The following is a 19,612-nucleotide window of genomic DNA, read 5'->3' on the forward strand; positions in this document are numbered from 1 at the left end:
GTACTTATTATATCACAACTCTTTATCTTTATAGTATAAAACCAAATAAATAATGAAAAAAAAATGAGAATCAACCCTTAATGAAACTTTCAAAAACTAAAAAAAAAGACCCCTTTTTTCATTTGCTCCTGAAAAAAGGATCTTTAGTCTATTCTTATCAAATTAGCTTTTAAATTTTGTCAAATAACTCTGCCACATTTTAGTTTGAGGACCTGGAAATACATATTGGTCAAAGTCAGAAGGTTTTACCCAATAACAGTTTTTAGGAATATCGGCAGATTCATCTATTAGTATCTGACCATAATAAACAGCGACAAACCATTTCAAATGACTGAAAATATGCTGAACTTCAACAAAGGGTGCTTCCATTAAAGTTGGCTTAATTTGGTAGTTCTTTTCCAATTCTGCTAGGACCTTTGTCATCACTTGTTCTGTTCGCTCTTCATCGTCGATCTGAGTCAATGTTCCATGTGCAATTCCTGTCTCTTGAATCACTAATTCTTCCTCAATCATTGGAAAGGTCCACATATTAGCCAATAAACCAGTTTCAGGCCGCTTTTCTAGTAAAAATGAACCACTTGAATTTTTAATGATTACTCCTATATAATAAACCGGCTTTGCTTTTTTCTTTTTACTTTTTACGGGATAATTCTCCCAAGTGCCGTTTTGATACGACTGATTAAATTCTTTAACAGGGCTTAATTCCGGATGATAGTTTTTAGGAGTACAGATACTTGAACCCAAATCCATAAATGCTTGATTAAAATCTCCAGGTTTATATGGATCGATCAACTCTCGCATGATAGCCTCAAAAATTTTACGATTGCCAGGCTTAGCAATATCCGCTTCAATTTCAAATAACCGACTTAACACGCGCATCACATTTCCATCTACAGCTGGTTCAGGAAGCCCAAAAGCCATACTCGAAATCGCGCCAGTTGTATAAGGTCCTATCCCTTTTAGTTTGCCGATTTCTTTAGGATCAGTTGGCATTTCTCCATCATAATTGTTCATGATTTGTTGAGCTGCAGCTTGCATATTGCGGACTCGTGAGTAATACCCCAATCCTTCCCAAGCTTTTAACAATACATCTTCATGTGCCTGTGCTAATGCTTCTATGGTTGGGAAAGTGTTCATAAAGTTTAAATAATACGGAATAACGGTATCTACTCTTGTTTGTTGCAACATGATTTCAGAGACCCAAATACGATACGGGTCATTGTTTTTTCGCCAAGGTAAATCTCGTTTTTCTAAATCGTACCAACTTAAAAGAGTTTCTCTAAATCGATCGATTTTTTCTTGTGGCCACATAGGAATACCATAAATTTCATTTTTATTTGTTTCATCTAAACTTGATTCATTTAATGTCATTCTTCCTCTTCTTCCATTTCTTTTTCGTTAATGTATTGCGTAATTAAATCCCCAGCAAATCCTTTTTGAAATAATCCGCTTTTAACTTTTTGAATCTTTTTAGCTCCTGTTAACTTCGTTTGCTTGCGCCAAATTTTATCACCTTGTGTTTTTAATGCCTCGTACTCATCGTCTACTTCTTTTTCTGTATTAATTTCTTCCAACACTTGGGTGATAACATCAGATTGAAATCCCTTTTGCATTAAATTTTGACGGATTTTATTGTTCGTTTCTCTTGATGAATGTTGCGAAGAACGGCGCATAACTTTTTCCGCTAAGGCAACACCATTTTCTACCATTTGATCAAAAGGATATTGCTCCATTGCTTCTTCAATCGTTTCATCTTTAACTCCACGTTTTTTCAATTCTCTTTTAATCACGTAAGGCCCCTTTCCGCTAACATTTGCAGCGGTTCTTGTGTAACTTTCAGCATACATTAAATCGTTTAAGTAGCCTTGTTCTTTTAATTGTTCGATCACCTGGTCAGCAGTTTCGCTAGTAAATTCATGAGCAACCAGATCATCTTTCACTTCCTTTATTGAACGCAAAGAATAGTTTAAATAAACGAGTGCTCTCGTATAAGCTTTGCGATACCCATCTTCTATCTCTAATTCTTGACGGAATGTTTTTGAGATCTCCATTCCTTTATGCAAAATATGCTTAATTAAAATAGATTCATCAACAGGAAAAGCATATTCTCCATCTAAATAAATATTGTAGCGCCCTTTTCTTTTTTGCGCTTCAATTTTTGTAATTTTGGGTAATGTAGATGTTGAAGAGTCATCATTTCCATTATTGGGTTTATAGATCATAGCCTCACCCTCCTACTTCAGTTTCACTATTATAACATAAACCAACTACAAACACATGTTCGAAAATTGTCATTCAACGATTTCAATAAAAAAAGTGATTCAGACCTAGGTCTGAATCACTTTTAATTCTAGTATTTAGTCTCTGAACTCTTCTCTTGGATCGCTAAACGGTTGATTTGATAAAGTACTGCCATCAAAAATTGGCAAATCTACTTCCTCTTCGTTTGGCGAACTAGGTCCGACATGATCTTCATACTTTAATTTATCTTCTGTAGGTTTTCCTTGCAACGGATTGTCATTAGGATCAAAGTTTTTATGTGACCACGGTTGTCTTTTTGGAGATACAACATCTCTTGTATCATCTCTTCGATCTTGATCTTTACTAAATGCACCATTTGTTGATTCGTTATCTTGATTATCTTGCAATCTAGGTTTATTCTCTTGTCTAATCGATTCTACCATAATTTCATCTTCCTCAATCGTTTCAGGAACTGTCGTATCCGTTAAATCAGATTTCACTGTGAGGCTTTCATCAAGTTCATCTTGTTCGATAAACTGATTTGTTAATGGAACTTCTGCATTATTTAAATAGTCATTTCCATCATTTGCATAACTCACTTCATCAGTCGGTTGTGAAGCATTCCTGACTTCTCGTACACCTTGACCAGCTTGGCCAACAGTTCCAGAAGTTTCTTTAGTTAGATTGGTTTTTGAAGTTGAGGCTTTATCTTTATCAGCAAGTACAATGTATTCACCTTTTTCCAAAGACTCATTGTATTGCTCTGCACTAGCTTCGTCTACACCAAAATTTTCTAATACCAAATCTTCATCTGTATCAGCGAATAAATGTTTAAATTTATCCCAGAAAGATTCTTTTTCTTCGGCTGAAACTTTATCGATTTCTACACCTGTTTGACTTTGAATCGTTGCAGGATCTTGATTAGTCGTCACAATTTTTATACTGTCTGTTGAATGGCCTTCTGCGATTAATTGTTCTACACAAGCCGTTGTTTCTTGTACATTTGAAAATGAACCGATAACTACTTTATTCATCCTTTACACGCTCCTCTTCTTTTTATCCTCTTTGTGGTTTAGCTAATTAATCAAGAGGATTAAAATCAAACATTTTATTTCTATAATTAACTGTACCAAATGAAAAATAAGTTTTCAAAATAGACGACTTGTAATCAGACTAAAAGTGTATTTAGTTGCAATTTTAAAAAAATTAAGAAACTATTTTAGCCGTTTATGATTACTCCACCATTAACATGCAACACTTGACCAGAAACATAACTAGAGTCAGTACTGGCTAAATAGACATATGTTGGCGCCAATTCAAAAGCTTGACCAGCTCTTTCTATTGCTCCACCTTTACCCCAGTCCTCTAATTGTTCTTCTGTAAAAGTAGCTGGTATAAGTGGAGTCCATATTGGACCAGGAGCCACACCATTTACGCGAATTTTTTTATCGATCACTTCACTATTTTGAGAAAGAGATCTGGTGAAAGCAGTTATGGCACCTTTAGTAGCTGAGTAATCTAATAGGTGCTCACTTCCACGATAAGCTGTAATAGATGTTGTATTGATGATTGATGCACCTTCTGACAAATGTGGCATCGCAGCTTTCACAAAGTAGAACTGACTAAAGATATTGGTTCTAAATGTTCGATCCAATTGTTCTGCGGTTATATCACCAATTTTCTCTTGAACATGTTGCTCACCGGCATTATTGACCAAGATATCTAGGTGACCCCATTCCTCAATTACTTTCGACACTACTTCTGTAGCATAAGACTCTTGTCCTACATCACCTTTAAATACTAAAGCTTTTTGACCAATTTTTTCAATTCGATTTTTTGTGTAATTTGCATCATCTTCTGATTCTAGATAACCAATAGCAACATCTGCACCTTCTTTTGCAAAAGCAATCGCTACAGCTTGCCCGATCCCACTATCTCCACCAGTAATGATGGCTGTCTTACCTTTAAGTTTACCCGCTGCTTTGTAATTTGGGTCTTCTGTTTGTGGTTCAGGATTAAGATTCTTACTGTCATCATTAATCAAATAATTTTTCTTTGGTTTTTGAGTTTCTTTATCAGAATTTGTCATTTCTCATTCCTCCTAAATTTTCTCTACAAATTAAGCATAACAACTTAAAAAAACGAATACAAATAAGAAGACTTCTTTGCATTAAATTTCTTATGGAATGGGCAATTTTGTTTGTAAAAGTCCATAAAACCATTAGAAATCTGTGTCTTTCAGGAACACTATTTAAAGTACCTATACTAATTCTCTGTCAATAAAAAAAAGATTGAGACCTAAGTCTCAATCTTTTTTACTTATCTTCGTCATCTTTTTTGATCGTTTTTCCGCCAGCTTCTTCGTAATTATCACTATAATACGCATCGCTTTCGGGTTGTTTTGTATTCAATTCAGGTTTTGATTCTTCTGATTTTTCAATTCCTTGGCTGCTAGAAGAATCTCCTCCATCTACAACTCCTTGGCTGATATTATCAGGGTATACATGTCCTTCATTCTCAGCTACTACTGTAGATTCGTCACCGGTTAATTCTGGCTCTTTTTCAAGAGAAGAACCTTTAACTTCTTCATTTACTGATGACACTGTACTACCATCTTGTTCTTGGTTTGACGTAATCGGACTGATAGACTCCTCTGATGTTGAATTGATAGTTTGTTTGTCTGGAGATGTATCAGGGTTTCCTTCGATATCTTCTCTAGACGATTGTGCTTTAGTTGGATCATATTGTTCTTCTTCACCAGGCATAGCATCCATTTTTTCTTTAGTAGGAGCCTTTGCAGGATTTTTTGCTGCAATAACGTCACGTTCACTTTCATTATTTTCATTTAGCACTTCTTCATTTACTTGGGATAACTGTTGTATTTTTGATGGACCAGCACTATTAACAAGAATAACAATCTCTCCACTTTCTAAAGCTTCTGTATAATGCTCACCAATGTCTCCCTCTACACCATATTCTTCTAGAGGATTGGAAATTTCATCCGAATTGTATCGACCAAAACTAAAAGACTCCTTTAATTTTTCCCAGAGAGACAATCCTTCAGTAGGATTGACCGCATCAACCTCTACAAGGGTTAAATCCTCTAATTCTTTTTCATGTTTTTCATTGGTCACAATAATAATTTCCTCTGATGCATATCCCTCATTAATGAGTCTTTCTACTGCACTTACCGTTTCTTCTTTTGATGTATATGTTCCTTCAACTCTTCTATCCATTTGAACTCACACTCCATTTCATATAGTAACGCTGAACAGTTTAACCTTTTGCTACGTGATAACTATTTTTGTATGTTTAGTCATCCTTAATTTATATTCATGATAGCAAAAATTCATACCACTAGCAAAGAAGAAGCCTTTACTAAGAGGTATGAATTAAATTTAAACTGCATCCTTTAATCATTCTCATACAATTCTTTTTGCTTTGTAGTATCTAATGTAATAATGATTTCATCTTTTTGTTCTTCCATGTAAACTTTATTACTGATAAATTCGGCAACTTTAAGAACGACTTTCTGACTATAAAAATCCACAGCCAATGCTACAAGGTTTGCTTCCTTTAGATGGTGATCATTCATAAAATGTGTCAATGCAAAGCTATATTGGAGGTTATTTCCATTTATTAAATCATTTTTTATTAAATCCAACATTTGTAGATACCGATAATTTTCACGAGACACAGTTGTAGGAGGGTTAACCAATTTAAACTCCATGTCCGTTGTTTCAATATTGCCATTTCTTTTTGCATTTGTTGCAATCAGTATTTCGCTCGAGGGATTTTCAATAAGGGTTAATTTATGTAAAAAAGCTTCTCCAGTAAGGTATCCAAATATGTTCCCGCTTTTATCAGCTATATAAGTTCGTTTGATTAGTTCAATACTATCAATTCCAGTTTCTTCTGTTTGATCTAAGTCATCTCGGTAATAGACTCCAGTTCCAAAACGTTTTAAACAATTCCCATCTTTTACCATTCTCATTAGAATAACATTCACATTTTTTCTTATTTGATGACACTTCTTTGTATCATCAACAAATTGTTCTATGTAGTGCATAATATCTGAAATGAAAATTGGACTACCAATAGTCTGATTCATGACATATACTTGGACAAGTTTTGTTAAATTCATATTAACCTCCTTTTTCGACTGGCTTAGACATGTTCAGCAATTTAGTATAATTAAAGAACGCTCTTTATTTTTAAGTTTACAAAATTAAAAACTATTTCGCAAGTAAAAGAATAGTCTTTTGATAATTCACTTATTATCCACTAAAACAAAAGATTTGTAAACGTTTAAATTACTTCTTTTTAAATTAGAAAATTGACTGTTTAAAAGCACCTTCTCTACCAAAATTCAGTTCATTATTTTGATTTTAAAGTAGGAATTTAACAGATTATAAAAAAGATTGGTATATCCGGATAAGAACGACATAAACCTTTAAAAGGAATCATATGAAGCAGCAGTAGGTATTTACTCCTGTGCCCTTTCTATGAACAAAAAAGATAGTTTTTCCCTTACTAAGTAACACACTATTCTTTCTAAACGTTATTACAGATGTAAGATGTCATGACAAAAACTTACACAGCAACTTATATTATAAGGAGGAATAAATGATGCAAAAAGAATGGACAAAAGGAGCAATTGAAGTACATTTTGAAGACGCTGCAAATGAAAAAACGGTAAAACGCAGCTATTCTAACACGATCAACTCTGTTACAGATGAACAAGTAGAAGGTTTTTCTGCAGCTTTAGAATCTTTAACAAGTTTACCTTATGTACAATCAGTTATGGTTGAAGAATACACTTATACCCGCTAAGCAATGAAAAGAATAGTCACTTAAATCAGTTTATTTACTAAGGAGGAAATGAAAATGGCAAAATCATTGGAATTAAGATTCGTTACTAGTTTAGGAAAGTCAAAAACACTGAGTGTAAAAGATCCAATTCTTACTTTAACGACAGAAGAAGCTCAGCAAGCGATGAACTCAATCATCTCATTAAATATATTTCAAATTGAAGGTGCAAATCCCTACGCTGCTGTAGCAGGAGCCCGCTACGTCGAACGTGTAGTAAATGATATCTTTGAAGTAGAATAATAACGAACAATCATTAGGGTGAAGCATTATCAAGTCTGATTTAACTAATCATTAAAAATGGGGTGGGACAACAGTCTCGCCCTATTTAATGATTACAGGAGGGATAGAAATGACTTATATCATTGAAAAACAGCTTTTAACAATCAATCAGAAAACCTTAATTAGTAAAAGCTTTGTTATTGCCCATGAATCTGGGAACGCAAATAATACAGGATCACTTTCTTTAGAAAACGAGATAGCTTACATGAAGCGAATGGCTCAAAAAAATGGTTCCTTCACAAGTCATTGGGTTGGTGGAGGCGGAAGAATCATTCAGATTGCTCAAACAGGGAAAGTTCAGTATGGGGCTGGGAAAAACGCCAATCCCCATGCATATGCTCAAGTAGAATTAGCACGCACATCGAATACAGTTTGGTTTAAAAAAGATTATCTAGCCTATGTATGGTTATTAAAAAAACTTGCTAAGGAAGCCGGAGTCCCTAACTCATTAAATACGGGTACTACTCTTGCATCAAAAGGCATTAAAACACATCATTGGATCTCCAATAATTTAGGAGGTACCACTCATACCGATCCCGATGCGTATCTCATGCAAAACGGTATTTCTCTTACACAATTTGCGCATGACTTATCCACCACTACTCAACAGGAAGTTTTATCGCCCTCTTCTCCTACACAACCAAATCACTTGTACCATATTGTAGTGAAAGGCGATTCCTTATGGAGTATTGCTAAAAAATACCATACTACCCTTACATGGTTGAAAACGATCAATCTATTATCTTCTGAAACCATCCTAATTGGTCAAAAGCTAATCATTTCAACAAATTTTTCAAATCTAGCTCCCCTTTCCCAATTTGCGATCATAAAGACTTTTCAAAAAACTCTTGGGATCAAACAAGATGGTCTTTTTGGACCAGTAACAAAACAAAGCTTAATCTGTCTAGTTCAAAAAACAATTGGTTCCAAACCCGATGGCTATTGGGGACCTGAATCTGCTTCAAAAATGAGAATTCTAAAAAATGGATTTTTTGGATGGGATGTTTACGTAGTCCAAGCTTTTTTAATAGGTAACTATCATTTAAAATTAGGTCCGCCAGATAAACAATATGGTCCAAAAACAACAGAGGCAGTCAAACAATTTCAACTTAATTTTGGGCTTTTAGCAGATGGCATCACTGGCCCAAAAACATGTCAAAAATTATTTAGTTGATTCATTTCTTTCATTCAACTTTCCAAAATTACCCGAACAATCCCTTTAATATATGGTATACTAAAATACGCAAAAGAAAGAAGAAGACATCGGTCTTTGATAGGAGTGTGGCCGTTAGATGAAGGGAGAAAACAAAGCTGTGATTGTTTTAGCTGGTATGATCGGTGCTGGTAAAAGCACCTACACAAAGTTCATTTCAGAAGCATTAGGAAGCGAGGCTTTCTACGAGAGTGTGGATGATAATCGGATTTTAGAAAAATTTTATGAAAATCCTGAAAGATGGGCTTTCTCACTACAAATTTATTTTTTAAATACTCGTTTTAGAAGCATTAAAGCTGCCTTTAAACATGAAAATAATGTATTAGATCGTTCGATTTACGAAGATGCCTTGTTTACTCGAATCAATTATGAAGAAGGAAATATGAGCGATGCTGAGATGGACACGTATCTAGATTTATTGGATAATATGATGGAAGAATTAGACAATATGCCTAAAAAATCTCCCGATTTACTCATTTATTTACGTGGCTCTTTAGATACTGTTTTGAACAGAATTGAAAAACGTGGTCGTACATTTGAGCAAATCGAAGACAATAGTGGGTTGTTAGACTATTATACTCATCTTCATAGCCAATACGATAGCTGGTTTAACGCTTACGATAAAAGTGCTACTCTAGTGATCGATATTAATCAATACGATTTAGAAAAGTTAGAAGATGCTGAAAAAGTTCTCAGTATGGTCAAAGAAAAATTAGCAGTTGTTAGAAACGAACATTCTATTGGATAAAAAAAACAGTTGAGCATATTTTGCTCAACTGTTTTTTTTGTTTAATAAATGATGTTAGTGCTATAAAAGAAATTACTTCTGGAATAAACAGATTTGCTTGTATAGAGCCATGGTACCGCCTGAAGCCTACTAGTCTTCAGGCGGTACCATGGCTGCAAGCAATTCCTATTCCTCCTGAAATTTCATGTAAGTGATGAAACTAAGTTATCCATACTAAAAATTGGTTAGTTTACTTCGTTAATCTTGTATACTCATCAGCTATTTTTTCAATAACTGTTTCATCTTTTAGTTGCGTAACTTCACGAATAACCGTTTCAACAGACTTATCTTCCAACAGTTTTTCTAATTGTTGGCTTTCCTCATCATTGCTGTCACGATAAACTAAAGCTTTAGCAACAGTTTTAATCAAAGAGTCCGTTTCAAGTCCTCTTTCGCTTGCTTCTCGAATAGGGCGAATAAATCGTTCGTCATATCCTAACTTACGCATGGGCGTTCTAGCCACACGCGTGATATCGTCTGAGATAAAAGGATTCATAAAACGAGAAAGAATTTTAGTAATGTACGCTTTGTGTTCTTCAGCATCAAACTGCCATTTTTCAACCATCAAGGCTCCTGTTTCAGCCAAAACATTCTCTACTTGTTTTTTCACTTTTTCATCTTTTAACGCTTCGTCAATTGTCTTGTATCCTTCATACTTCCCTACATAGGCTGTAGTTGCATGTCCCGTATTTACGGTAAACAATTTTCTTTCAATAAATGGTTCTAATTCAGGTGCATAATGAACCCCTTGTAAGCGTAGATCCATATTTTTAAGTTTAGATTCATCAATGACCCATTCCTTATACCCTTCAACGGATACAAACAATTTATCCTCATGAGATTGTAAAGGCACAATACGATCCACTGCAGCATCAGGAAATCCAATATAGTGTTCCAAGTAATCCATATCTTCTTTAGTTAAATGTTTTGAAACTTCCTCTTTAAGGAATGTACTTCCGCCAATCATATTTTCACATGCTATTACATCAATAGGTTGAGTTGATTGTCCAGCTCGTCTTTTTTGAATCCCTTTAGCGATTAAAGGTGCGATATACGGTAAAATTTTGGGACCAATAGCAGTCGTTACGATATCAGCTTGTTCAAATGCTGCAATGACTTCTTCTGGATGAGTCCCATTATTGATACCATAAACATTGTTTACCTTGATTTGAGGGGTACCTTCTTGGGCCAATTCAATTGTATATTCATGTTTGTCATTTAAAGCATCAATAATTTCTTTGTTTACATCCACAAAAGCAATCTTGAATCCATTCTTATTTAAAACTTCTCCAATAAATCCTCGACCAATGTTTCCTCCACCAAAATGAATGGCTAACATATTATTCAATCCCTTCTAGTAATTCTCTAATTTCTTGTTCAGAAGATGCATCTGCTAATTTAACAACATTTTCTACTTCTGAACAATATACCGCAATTTTTGAAAGGATGTCTAAATGTTCATTCCCTACTCCAGCAATTCCGAACACAACCGTTACTAATTTTTCTTCCTCAGGAGTACCAAAATCTACGCCACCTGGAATTTGAACAACTGAAATACCTGATTGAGTGATTAAATCTTTTGAATTTTCTGTTCCATGAGGAATAGCAATGAAGTTCCCCATATAAGTTGTAACATTCTCTTCACGCTTCAGCATTTCATCAATGTAGCCTTCTTTTACGTATTGACCTTCTACTAGAATTTTACCCGCGGCGCGAATAGCTTCTTCTTTTGTGTTAAATGTTTGATTTAATTGAATACTGCTTTCTTCTAAAATAGCCATAATTTATTCTCTCCCTTATTTCTTTAATTTTTCTAAAAATAAACTGCTTAAATAATTATTTAATAACGGTTCAGAGCCCGAATTAAAAATTTCCATAGTCAAATCACTTTCAACAATCGCCGAACTGATAAAACCCAAAACTTCCTGCGCATCTTCACTTAAAGGATCTGGGCCCAGCATCATTAAAATTCGTTTCATGTGTACTGGATTCCGATCGATTCCAAGCACATCCATAGCATTCGGCAATTCATAGATGGAAAAAAATGGTTGTTTGATCGTTGCATCAATACAATGAAATAATGCCATGTTTGTATTAGGAAGTCCAATAGGAGCTAGTTCCATTCGCTCCATTAGTTTAGTAGCGACGTGCTTCCCATCTGTTAAAAATTCGCCTTCTAAACTTTCACAAATGGCCGAAAGAATAGAAGTTAATTCCATCATTCCAACAGTTTGATGCAAATCAAAATTTTCTAACACACCATTCGTAAGCGTTAATTTCTGATAAAATTCTTTAAATTCAGATTTGTCTGTTTGAGGGGTAAGGACTAACGTTTCTTTTCTAACTTTCCCTTTTATCTTTTCAGCGATAATCTGGCGAACATACAATTGGATGCTTTTGATTTCATTATCCATCAATAGCGGTGTAACTACTTTATATTCTGTTTCAAAACCTTGTAAAAAAATGGTCGACAAAATCAAATCAAATTCATTGAAATCAATTCGATGAAGTTTTGAGATTCTGGAAATTTCAATAACCGTTATTTCAGGAATGTGTTTTCGAATGCGACTTTCTAATATTTTTGCTGTACCAACCCCGCTTGAACAAATGACCAGTGCTTTTAATTCTTGTATTTTAGGTTGTCGCTCATAAGCTGAAGCAAAATGAATCACAATATAGACAATTTCATTTGGCAAAAAATGGATCAATGGAAACAGATGCACCAAATTTTCTTTAACCGTAAAACTCAATTGACTATACTGGGTACTAATTTTATCCAACAAAGGATTATTGCTCTCTGGCATGGGTGCAATGGCTCGCTTGAGTGCTGCTGTAATATGAGCCAATAAATCTTGAAAAAGCGTCTCATCTTGATTAAAGTTCCAGTCCATTTCATTGGAAACGAGACGAATCAACTCTCTTACCTTATAGCCTAAATCTGCATCATATTCCTGTGAGAAAAACTCATTGCGTAATGGAACATTTAACCCTTGAATTTGAAGTCCTAAAAATTGGATTTCTTCTTTAGGAATATCTATTCCATAAAGCTTTTGCATAAATTTATAAATAGCTGTAGCTGTTTCCGTACTTTTTGTTTGATCCTTATCTGTTAGGAAAGTAGTCATTTTAAAAGATGTAATTTGATACCCTTCTCGTAATCTCATGATAGAGACACATAGCAAAATAACTAATCGCTGCAATTGACTATCTGTAACTTCATCAAAATAGTGTTGACCAAACTGTTTAACCACAGTATACACGTGATACAGATCTTCTTTAGTTAACTGTTTTAAAAATGGGTTTTGTTCAACACCCCATTCTTTAGCCTGTGCTTTCGTTTCATTTTCCAATAATTGAAAAAAATCGTACTCATTGATTTCACTATGAATCAGCCCACTGATAATCAACCGTCGATTGGTTTCAGAGGCCATTGCTTGAATACCCTTCGCTTTTTTACGTTCAATCTCAATTTGGTACGCTTGAAAAACTTCTTCTATTGAAACTAGATCTGCTTGAATCGTACTGATGCTTACTTGAAGATCTCTGGCTAGAGACTCCATTTTCACTTCATTTTCTTGCATCAAAAGTTTGATTACTAAAGCACTTTGTCGTTGTTGAGCAGTAAACTCTTCTGGTGAAGCATATAATTGCTGCTGTAACTCTCTAAGCAGAGCTGGCTTACCAACTAGTCGATAGCCAATGTCCAATTCACGTATCAATTTGATTTGATACTGAGCCAATGTACTTTCAAGACTTGACAGTTCTCTGTAGATCGTGCGATTGCTGACCTGTAATTCATCACTTAAATAATCTAAGGCAACACCATTTTTTTGTTCAAGCAAGATTTCAATAATCTTTTTTTCCCTATTGGAAATATACAATTCTTTCATCTCGTTTCTGGACAAACTTTAAACAGATAAAAGCAGTGAATCAGCACTCACCGCTTTTATCCCTTTTTATATGCATCTTATTGTCTAGATAATCTGCTTATGATTGATTTTTTAAATTTTCGACAATTTCTTCATATTTAGGGCTATTCAAGAAATTATCAACGGAAACTTGTGTAGCACCTGGTGTTTTTTGTTTCGCACGCGTTGTCAGTTCTTTTTGCGTAATAACCAATAGGCCATCTTCATCTGTTAAATTATTGATAGATGAATTGGTTACTGAAATATCCAACCCGGCGTCTTTTACCTTTTTACGCATAATGGATGCGCCCATTGCACTAGATCCCATACCAGCATCACATGCAAAGATAATTCTTTTAACTTCTTTTTGCCCAACTGTTGCCGTATCATCTGTAACAGTTGTTTGAGCAGTAGTTCCTTTGTTTGTTCCTTTTGACTCAGCTTTAAGTGATTGAGTTTCTTTAACTTTTGTATCGAAACTATCAAGTTCGTCAATTTCAGTTGATTTATCTGATTTCAAAATCACCATTGCAACTAAGAACGATACTGCTGCAGCAACTACTACTCCTAAGATAACACCAATGTAACTTCCTCGTGGAGTCAATGCTAAGATAGCAATAATTGAACCAGGAGAAGCTGCGGCAACTAAGCCTGAATTGAAAATTGTGTTTGTAAACGTACCGGCAACCCCACCAGCAATTACAGATAAGAATAAAGCGGGTTTCATCAATACATACGGGAAGTAAATTTCATGAATCCCACCAATGAACTGAATTAAAATAGCACCAGGAGCAGATGATTTAGCAGCTCCTTTTCCAAAGAATGAATAAGCTAATAGTAAACCTAAACCAGGACCAGGATTCGCTTCTAGTAAGAATAGAATAGATTTCCCTGTCTCTGCGGCTTGTTCAATTCCTAATGGTGTCAATATACCATGATTGATAGCGTTATTCAAAAATAGAATTTTTGCAGGTTCAATAAAAATATTTGCTAGAGGCAATAGTCCAGCGTTAACGATCCAGTCCACACCATTTGCAAGAAGATTTGTTAATCCGGTTACAAAAGGTCCTACCGCATAAAAAGCAATAATAGCTAAGCCAAATCCAATAATTCCACTTGAAAAGTTGTTGACCAACATTTCAAAACCAGCTCTGATTTTATCTTTAAAAATATCATCAAATTTCTTAATTAAATATCCGCCTAAAGGTCCTAAAGCCATAGCACCAATAAACATAGGAACTTCAGATCCTACGATAACTCCAATTGTTGCAATCGAACCAACGACTGCTCCACGTTGACCATATACCATACTACCTCCTGTGTACCCAATCAAGATTGGCAACAGATATTTTAACATTGGATCAACCATTGTAGCTAAATCAGCATTTGGAAACCAGCCTTTCTCAATGAATAAAGCCGTAATAATTCCCCAAGCGATAAATGCACCGATATTTGGCATAACCATGCCGCTTAAATAACTACCTATGCGTTGAACGGTAGCTTTCGCTCCTTTTTTTTCTGTTTGTTCCACGATAACTCCTCCTCTAACTTTTTGTTAGATTAATCTTAACGCGGTTTGTATCCGATTACAACAGAGTTTAGCAATGAGTTTGTCACCGCATACTTTGTCAAAAGCACCGATAACATTTGCTTGTCACTTCAACAGCCTTAACATCTTGCTAAGTATGGTCAATATTAAACTGATATAGACCAATAGACCACTTTCGATAAATGTGTTGACTTTATTTTTCTAATCCCTTATTATTAAGCTGCTTGACAGTTTATTAACTTTTTTAGTGTATATACCAATTTAAAGTTATACAATCAAAAATCACATTTATACGTATTTTATCATCAAACACAAAAACTAAAGAAGTTGACTTCAATATGAAACTCTATCTTAAAGAAAAGAAAGTAGGAATTTAACATGTGCGGAATCGTAGGATATATTGGAAGACAAGATGCAAAAGATATTTTATTACAAGGACTTGAAATGTTAGAATACCGTGGTTACGACTCAGCTGGTATTTACGTAATGGATGAACAAGATAACGGACATTTATTTAAAGAAAAAGGACGTATTGCTGCTTTAAGAGAAAAAGTAGACCATAACGTTCCTGCAAAAACAGGAATTGGACATACTCGTTGGGCAACTCATGGTGTACCAAGTGTAGAAAACGCTCACCCTCATCAATCAAATAGTGGTCGTTTTAACCTTGTTCATAATGGAGTAATCGAAAACTACAAAGCAGTAAGAGATGCTTTTCTTACAGATACAATGTTGCATAGCGATACAGATACTGAAATCATTGTACAATTGATTGCTTGGTATGTTGAAGAAGAAGGATTAGAAACCATTGATGCATTCAAGAAAGCAATTGTCGCATTAAAAGGATCATATGCTTTAGCTTTAATTGACAATGAAAATCCAGATGTTGTTTATGCAGCGAAAAATAAAAGCCCTCTTCTATTAGGTAGAGGTGATGGTTTTAATGTTATTTGTAGTGATGCCATGGCAATGATTCAAGAAACGAATCAATTTGTCGAACTGATGGATGGTGAAATTGCTACTCTAACGGTAGACGACATCAAAATTGAAACGTTAGCTGGTGACGTAATCACTCGTGCTTCATATACTGCATTATTAGATGCAAATGATTTAAGTAAAGGTACTTACCCTCACTACATGGCAAAAGAAATTGATGAGCAGCCCGCTGTTATGCGTAAAATTGTTCAAAATTATCAAAATGACAATGGCCAACTAGAAATTGATTCAGCAATTCTTGAAGAAATGACAGCAAGTGACCGCATCTACATCATCGCTTGTGGCACAAGTTACAATGCTGGATGGGTTGGCAAACAAATTATTGAAAACTTAACAAACATTCCTACAGAAGTTCATTTATCTAGTGAATTTGGTTACAATACGCCTTTATTGACTGAAAAACCATTCTTCATTTTCTTATCTCAAAGTGGGGAAACAGCTGATAGTCGTCAAGTATTGGTCAAAATAAATGATTTGAACTTCCCTTCTCTAACATTGACAAATGTCCCAGGATCTACTCTTTCTAGAGAAGCAAAATATACTTTATTGTTGCACGCTGGCCCAGAGATCGCTGTTGCTTCCACAAAAGCTTACACAGCTCAAATTGCTGTTCTTGCAATTCTTGGAGAGCTTGCCGGTCGCAAAAAAGGATTAGAATTAGATGTAGATATGGCACATGAACTAGGTATTGCTGCTACAGCAATTGAATCAATCATTGATGAAAAAGAAATTTTCGAACAATTATCTGTTACACATCTAAGCATCAGTCGTAACGCATTTTATATTGGACGCAGTATTGATTACTACGTTGTTATGGAAGCTGCACTTAAATTAAAAGAAGTTTCTTATGTTCAAACAGAAGGATTCGCAGCTGGCGAGTTGAAACATGGAACAATTGCATTGATAGAAGAAGGTACTCCTGTTATTTCAATTATTACGGATGAAGCAACCGCTGGACACACACGTGGAAATGCACAAGAAGTTATTTCTCGTGGAGCTCATAGCATGATCATCGCTATGGATGGTCTAGATCAATCAGGCGATGCCTACGTATTGCCAAAAGTGCACAACTTATTAACTCCATTAGTTAGTGTTATTCCAACTCAACTTATTGCTTACTACACAAGCTTACACCGTGGTAACGATGTTGATAAACCAAGAAACTTAGCTAAAAGCGTAACTGTTGAGTAAACCTATAAAGTTTATTCTTAATTAATCAAAAAGCCCAATAGGTAGGAAGGAAATACTTCATACCTATTGGACTTTTTCTATCTATTTGTCGTCTAATTCGGTTCTATCCATACACAACCAATCGTTTGTGAGGCTGGCAAAATTGCCGTATATCTTCCATGATTATCATATGCTTTAAAAAATAATTTTCCCACTTGATCGTAACCATATGCATAAACCACTACCCAATGATTTTTATAAGGACTGCCAAATAAAGTGGCCGTACCAACTGCTATCGGGACCGGGTTCTTCCTATTTAATAGTGAAACTATTTTACGCTCAGGAACAAAATGCATCTTAACAGAAAAATCAGGGTTATCTTTTAGTACCCAATCCAATCCATGCCAAACATCCCAAGGAAAGGTTCCTTTATATGGAAAGGTATCCTCAATAACTGTTTTTAATCCAGCAATCAATTTCTGTTTTTCTAAATCTATTCCGTATTTCTGCTTAAAAGAGTCATGCAAAATCACTGCTCCAACATAAGTCCCGCAAATACCTGGTCGAAAATTATTGATCCATGTTCTATATTTTCGAAAACGTTCTGGTTTCAATCCGATCCATTTTATAGGATATGTAATTTCTATTTTCTCAGCCATATTTTCCTCCTTTAAGCGTCCACTATTTTTGATTCTATAATTTTTAGTATTGATAACCTAGTTAAATGAATGACACCGAATTTCTGGAGAGATTGGGTTTGCTTGTAGCCGTGTCGAGGATTCAATGCGAATTATAAAGCGTTAGCGCTTCAGCGATTAGGCTTTATTTGAGACTTGAAAGCCTTAAAACTGCGGACTTCAGTCATTCCCATGGCTTCACAAGCAAACCCGTTCATTCCGGAAAAAATTTCAATTTATTCTATCAAAACCCTTTGACGAAGAGCAGCAATTTCTCTTTAACATTATTTAAATACAAAAAAGCTTGTAAGTAAAGGAAATCCTTTACTTACAAGCTTTTAGTTTGTCATTTTACATGTGGATTGGTAATCCTAAAGCTAATTCAGCTGTATCCATTACAGATTCAGCAAGTGATGGATGAGCATGGATGGTTAATGAAATATCTTCAGCGACCATTTCTAATTCAATCGCTAATGCTAATTCAGCAATAACATCCCCTGCACTTACTCCAATAACTTGAGCTCCCACAATTTTATTTGTTTTTTCTTCAGTAATCATACGGACAAATCCTTCAGCCGCATCTAATGATAATGCACGTCCATTACCTGCTAACGAGAATTTGCTAACTTTATATTCTTTGTTACCTTTAACTTCATCAGCTGACATACCTACTGAAGCTATTTCAGGTTCTGTATAAGCAGCAATCGGCATCGTTTTATAATTCACAACTGAATCTTTACCAGAAATAACTTCTGCTACGATTTTTGCATCATGACTTGCTTTATGAGCAAATGCTGGTCCGGGAGTAATATCTCCAATTGCATAAACGCCTTCAACACCAGTTCTCAGTGATTCATCTACATCGATTCTACCATTTTCTAATAATTTAACGCCAACAGCTTCTAAATTTAATTTAGATGTATTGGGCACTCGCCCTACAGAAACTAGTACATAATCTGATTCGATCGTTTCTTCTTTGCCATCTTTTTCATAAGTGACGGTTACTAAGTCGTCTATTTGTGAAGATTTAGTTATGTTCACACCTTCAATAACATCTACGCCTTTATCTGCATAACTTTTCTTAACCAATTTCACCATATCTTTATCAAAGAAGTTGATGATGCTATCTTCCTTTTCAAGAATGGTTACTTTAGAGCCGAAGTTATTAAATGCAAAAGCTAATTGAGTAGCAACATAACCTCCGCCTACAATTACTAACCGTTTCGGAAGTTCTTTAATGTTCAAACCGCCCGTTGTATCCACAACACGTCCGCCAAATGGAACTTCTGGAACTGCTAATGGTGAACTTCCTGTAGCAATGACAACATTTTTAAATTCAAGATCTTGAGGTCCATCTTTAGTTTCAACAGTTAAATGATTTTTATCCGTAAAAACAGCTGTTCCACGAATAATTTCCACTTTATTTTTTTTCAATAAACCTTCAACACCGCGTGTCAACATGCTTACTACCTTCGTATCTTTCCAGTTTTGCATTTTTGTAATATCTAACGTTACATTAGAAGTTGTGATGCCAAAAACCTCAGAATGTTGCGCATTGTGAAAATGATGTCCAGCAGTAATTAATGCTTTAGAAGGGATACAACCAACGTTTAAACAAACTCCACCGATGTATTCTTTTTCAATAATGGTAACTTTTTGGCCAAGTTGTGCTGCTCGAATTGCTGCAACATAACCTCCTGGACCAGCTCCAATAATAACCGTTTCTCTTTGATTAGTTGCCATGATAGGTCAACTCCTTCTTGTTTTTACCTATCAACTTTTAAAAAAAGATAATAGATAGATTCACATCCTATTTTACTTGAAAATTTAGAATATTCAAGTAAAACAAACGAAGTATGTGAAATTAATTCAAACAAGATTTCTTTTAATATCGAATTAGTTGAGGGGAATGTAAACTGA

Annotated in this window: 17 protein-coding genes; 5 read left to right on the forward strand and 12 right to left on the reverse strand. The window is 35.0% G+C overall.

Going from position 1 to position 19,612, the window contains the following annotated elements; genetic code table 11:
- Nucleotides 1-162 precede the first annotated feature (162 nt).
- The 6 genes from mutY to ABS916_RS10205 form a co-directional block, all read right to left on the reverse strand.
- A complete protein-coding gene (gene mutY, locus ABS916_RS10180) occupies nucleotides 163-1,371 on the reverse strand; it encodes an A/G-specific adenine glycosylase (RefSeq protein ID WP_350451783.1) in 1,209 nt (402 codons plus the stop codon).
- Entirely contained in the window at nucleotides 1,368-2,222 is an 855-nt protein-coding gene (recX, locus tag ABS916_RS10185) for a recombination regulator RecX (protein ID WP_350451784.1), read from the reverse strand. Before recX ends, mutY begins: the two co-directional genes overlap by 4 nt.
- A 135-nt stretch (nucleotides 2,223-2,357) precedes the next feature.
- Nucleotides 2,358-3,275: a YflT domain-containing protein gene (locus ABS916_RS10190; protein ID WP_350451785.1), complete on the reverse strand. Its 918-nt coding sequence runs from the start codon at nucleotides 3,273-3,275 to the stop codon at nucleotides 2,358-2,360.
- A gap of 185 nt (nucleotides 3,276-3,460) precedes the next feature.
- Nucleotides 3,461-4,330 (reverse strand): SDR family oxidoreductase, encoded by an 870-nt coding sequence (locus ABS916_RS10195; RefSeq protein WP_350451786.1) that lies wholly within the window; start codon nucleotides 4,328-4,330, stop codon nucleotides 3,461-3,463.
- Between the two features lie 226 nt (nucleotides 4,331-4,556).
- Entirely contained in the window at nucleotides 4,557-5,477 is a 921-nt protein-coding gene (locus tag ABS916_RS10200) for a general stress protein (protein WP_350451787.1), read from the reverse strand.
- 176 nt (nucleotides 5,478-5,653) lie between these two features.
- Nucleotides 5,654-6,385, reverse strand: coding sequence for a hypothetical protein (locus ABS916_RS10205; protein WP_350451788.1), 732 nt, complete (start codon nucleotides 6,383-6,385; stop codon nucleotides 5,654-5,656).
- A 485-nt stretch (nucleotides 6,386-6,870) separates the two neighbouring features.
- Here ABS916_RS10205 and ABS916_RS10210 point away from each other — a divergent pair, with 485 nt between their 5' ends.
- The 4 genes from ABS916_RS10210 (at nucleotide 6,871) to ABS916_RS10225 (ending at nucleotide 9,353) form a co-directional block, all read left to right on the forward strand.
- Nucleotides 6,871-7,074, forward strand: coding sequence for a DUF1659 domain-containing protein (locus ABS916_RS10210; protein WP_350451789.1), 204 nt, complete (start codon nucleotides 6,871-6,873; stop codon nucleotides 7,072-7,074).
- Between the two features lie 54 nt (nucleotides 7,075-7,128).
- On the forward strand, nucleotides 7,129-7,353 hold the full coding sequence (locus tag ABS916_RS10215) for a DUF2922 domain-containing protein (protein WP_350451790.1): 225 nt from the start codon (nucleotides 7,129-7,131) through the stop codon (nucleotides 7,351-7,353).
- 109 nt (nucleotides 7,354-7,462) lie between these two features.
- A complete protein-coding gene (locus tag ABS916_RS10220) occupies nucleotides 7,463-8,566 on the forward strand; it encodes a peptidoglycan-binding protein (protein WP_350451791.1) in 1,104 nt (367 codons plus the stop codon).
- 118 nt (nucleotides 8,567-8,684) lie between these two features.
- Complete coding sequence (locus ABS916_RS10225; RefSeq protein ID WP_350451792.1) at nucleotides 8,685-9,353, forward strand: deoxynucleoside kinase; 669 nt, start codon at nucleotides 8,685-8,687, stop codon at nucleotides 9,351-9,353.
- Between the two features lie 229 nt (nucleotides 9,354-9,582).
- On the opposite strand, the gene ABS916_RS10230 is transcribed toward ABS916_RS10225, so the two are convergent.
- The 4 genes from ABS916_RS10230 to ABS916_RS10245 all read right to left on the reverse strand — a co-directional run bounded on the left by ABS916_RS10230 (nucleotide 9,583) and on the right by ABS916_RS10245 (nucleotide 14,831).
- A complete protein-coding gene (locus tag ABS916_RS10230) occupies nucleotides 9,583-10,731 on the reverse strand; it encodes a mannitol-1-phosphate 5-dehydrogenase (RefSeq protein ID WP_350451793.1) in 1,149 nt (382 codons plus the stop codon).
- A 1-nt stretch (nucleotide 10,732) separates the two neighbouring features.
- Nucleotides 10,733-11,173, reverse strand: coding sequence for a PTS mannitol transporter subunit IIA (locus tag ABS916_RS10235; RefSeq protein ID WP_350451794.1), 441 nt, complete (start codon nucleotides 11,171-11,173; stop codon nucleotides 10,733-10,735).
- Between the two features lie 15 nt (nucleotides 11,174-11,188).
- Nucleotides 11,189-13,282, reverse strand: coding sequence for a BglG family transcription antiterminator (locus ABS916_RS10240; RefSeq protein WP_350451795.1), 2,094 nt, complete (start codon nucleotides 13,280-13,282; stop codon nucleotides 11,189-11,191).
- Between the two features lie 97 nt (nucleotides 13,283-13,379).
- Nucleotides 13,380-14,831 (reverse strand): PTS mannitol transporter subunit IIBC, encoded by a 1,452-nt coding sequence (locus ABS916_RS10245; RefSeq protein WP_350451796.1) that lies wholly within the window; start codon nucleotides 14,829-14,831, stop codon nucleotides 13,380-13,382.
- Nucleotides 14,832-15,227: 396 nt separating this feature from the next.
- Here ABS916_RS10245 and glmS point away from each other — a divergent pair, with 396 nt between their 5' ends.
- Entirely contained in the window at nucleotides 15,228-17,036 is a 1,809-nt protein-coding gene (gene glmS, locus ABS916_RS10250) for a glutamine--fructose-6-phosphate transaminase (isomerizing) (RefSeq protein ID WP_350451797.1), read from the forward strand.
- Between the two features lie 92 nt (nucleotides 17,037-17,128).
- On the opposite strand, the gene ABS916_RS10255 is transcribed toward glmS, so the two are convergent.
- Both ABS916_RS10255 and lpdA read right to left on the reverse strand, forming a co-directional pair.
- A complete protein-coding gene (locus tag ABS916_RS10255; protein WP_350451798.1) occupies nucleotides 17,129-17,674 on the reverse strand; it encodes a dihydrolipoamide dehydrogenase in 546 nt (181 codons plus the stop codon).
- 369 nt (nucleotides 17,675-18,043) lie between these two features.
- Nucleotides 18,044-19,435 carry a dihydrolipoyl dehydrogenase gene (gene lpdA / locus ABS916_RS10260; protein ID WP_350451799.1) on the reverse strand — a complete coding sequence of 464 codons (1,392 nt, stop codon included), beginning with the start codon at nucleotides 19,433-19,435 and terminating at the stop codon, nucleotides 18,044-18,046.
- Nucleotides 19,436-19,612: the final 177 nt, after the last annotated feature.

Origin of the sequence: Carnobacterium sp. (genome assembly GCF_040274945.1) — a bacterium.
GTDB lineage: Bacteria > Bacillota > Bacilli > Lactobacillales > Carnobacteriaceae > Carnobacterium_B.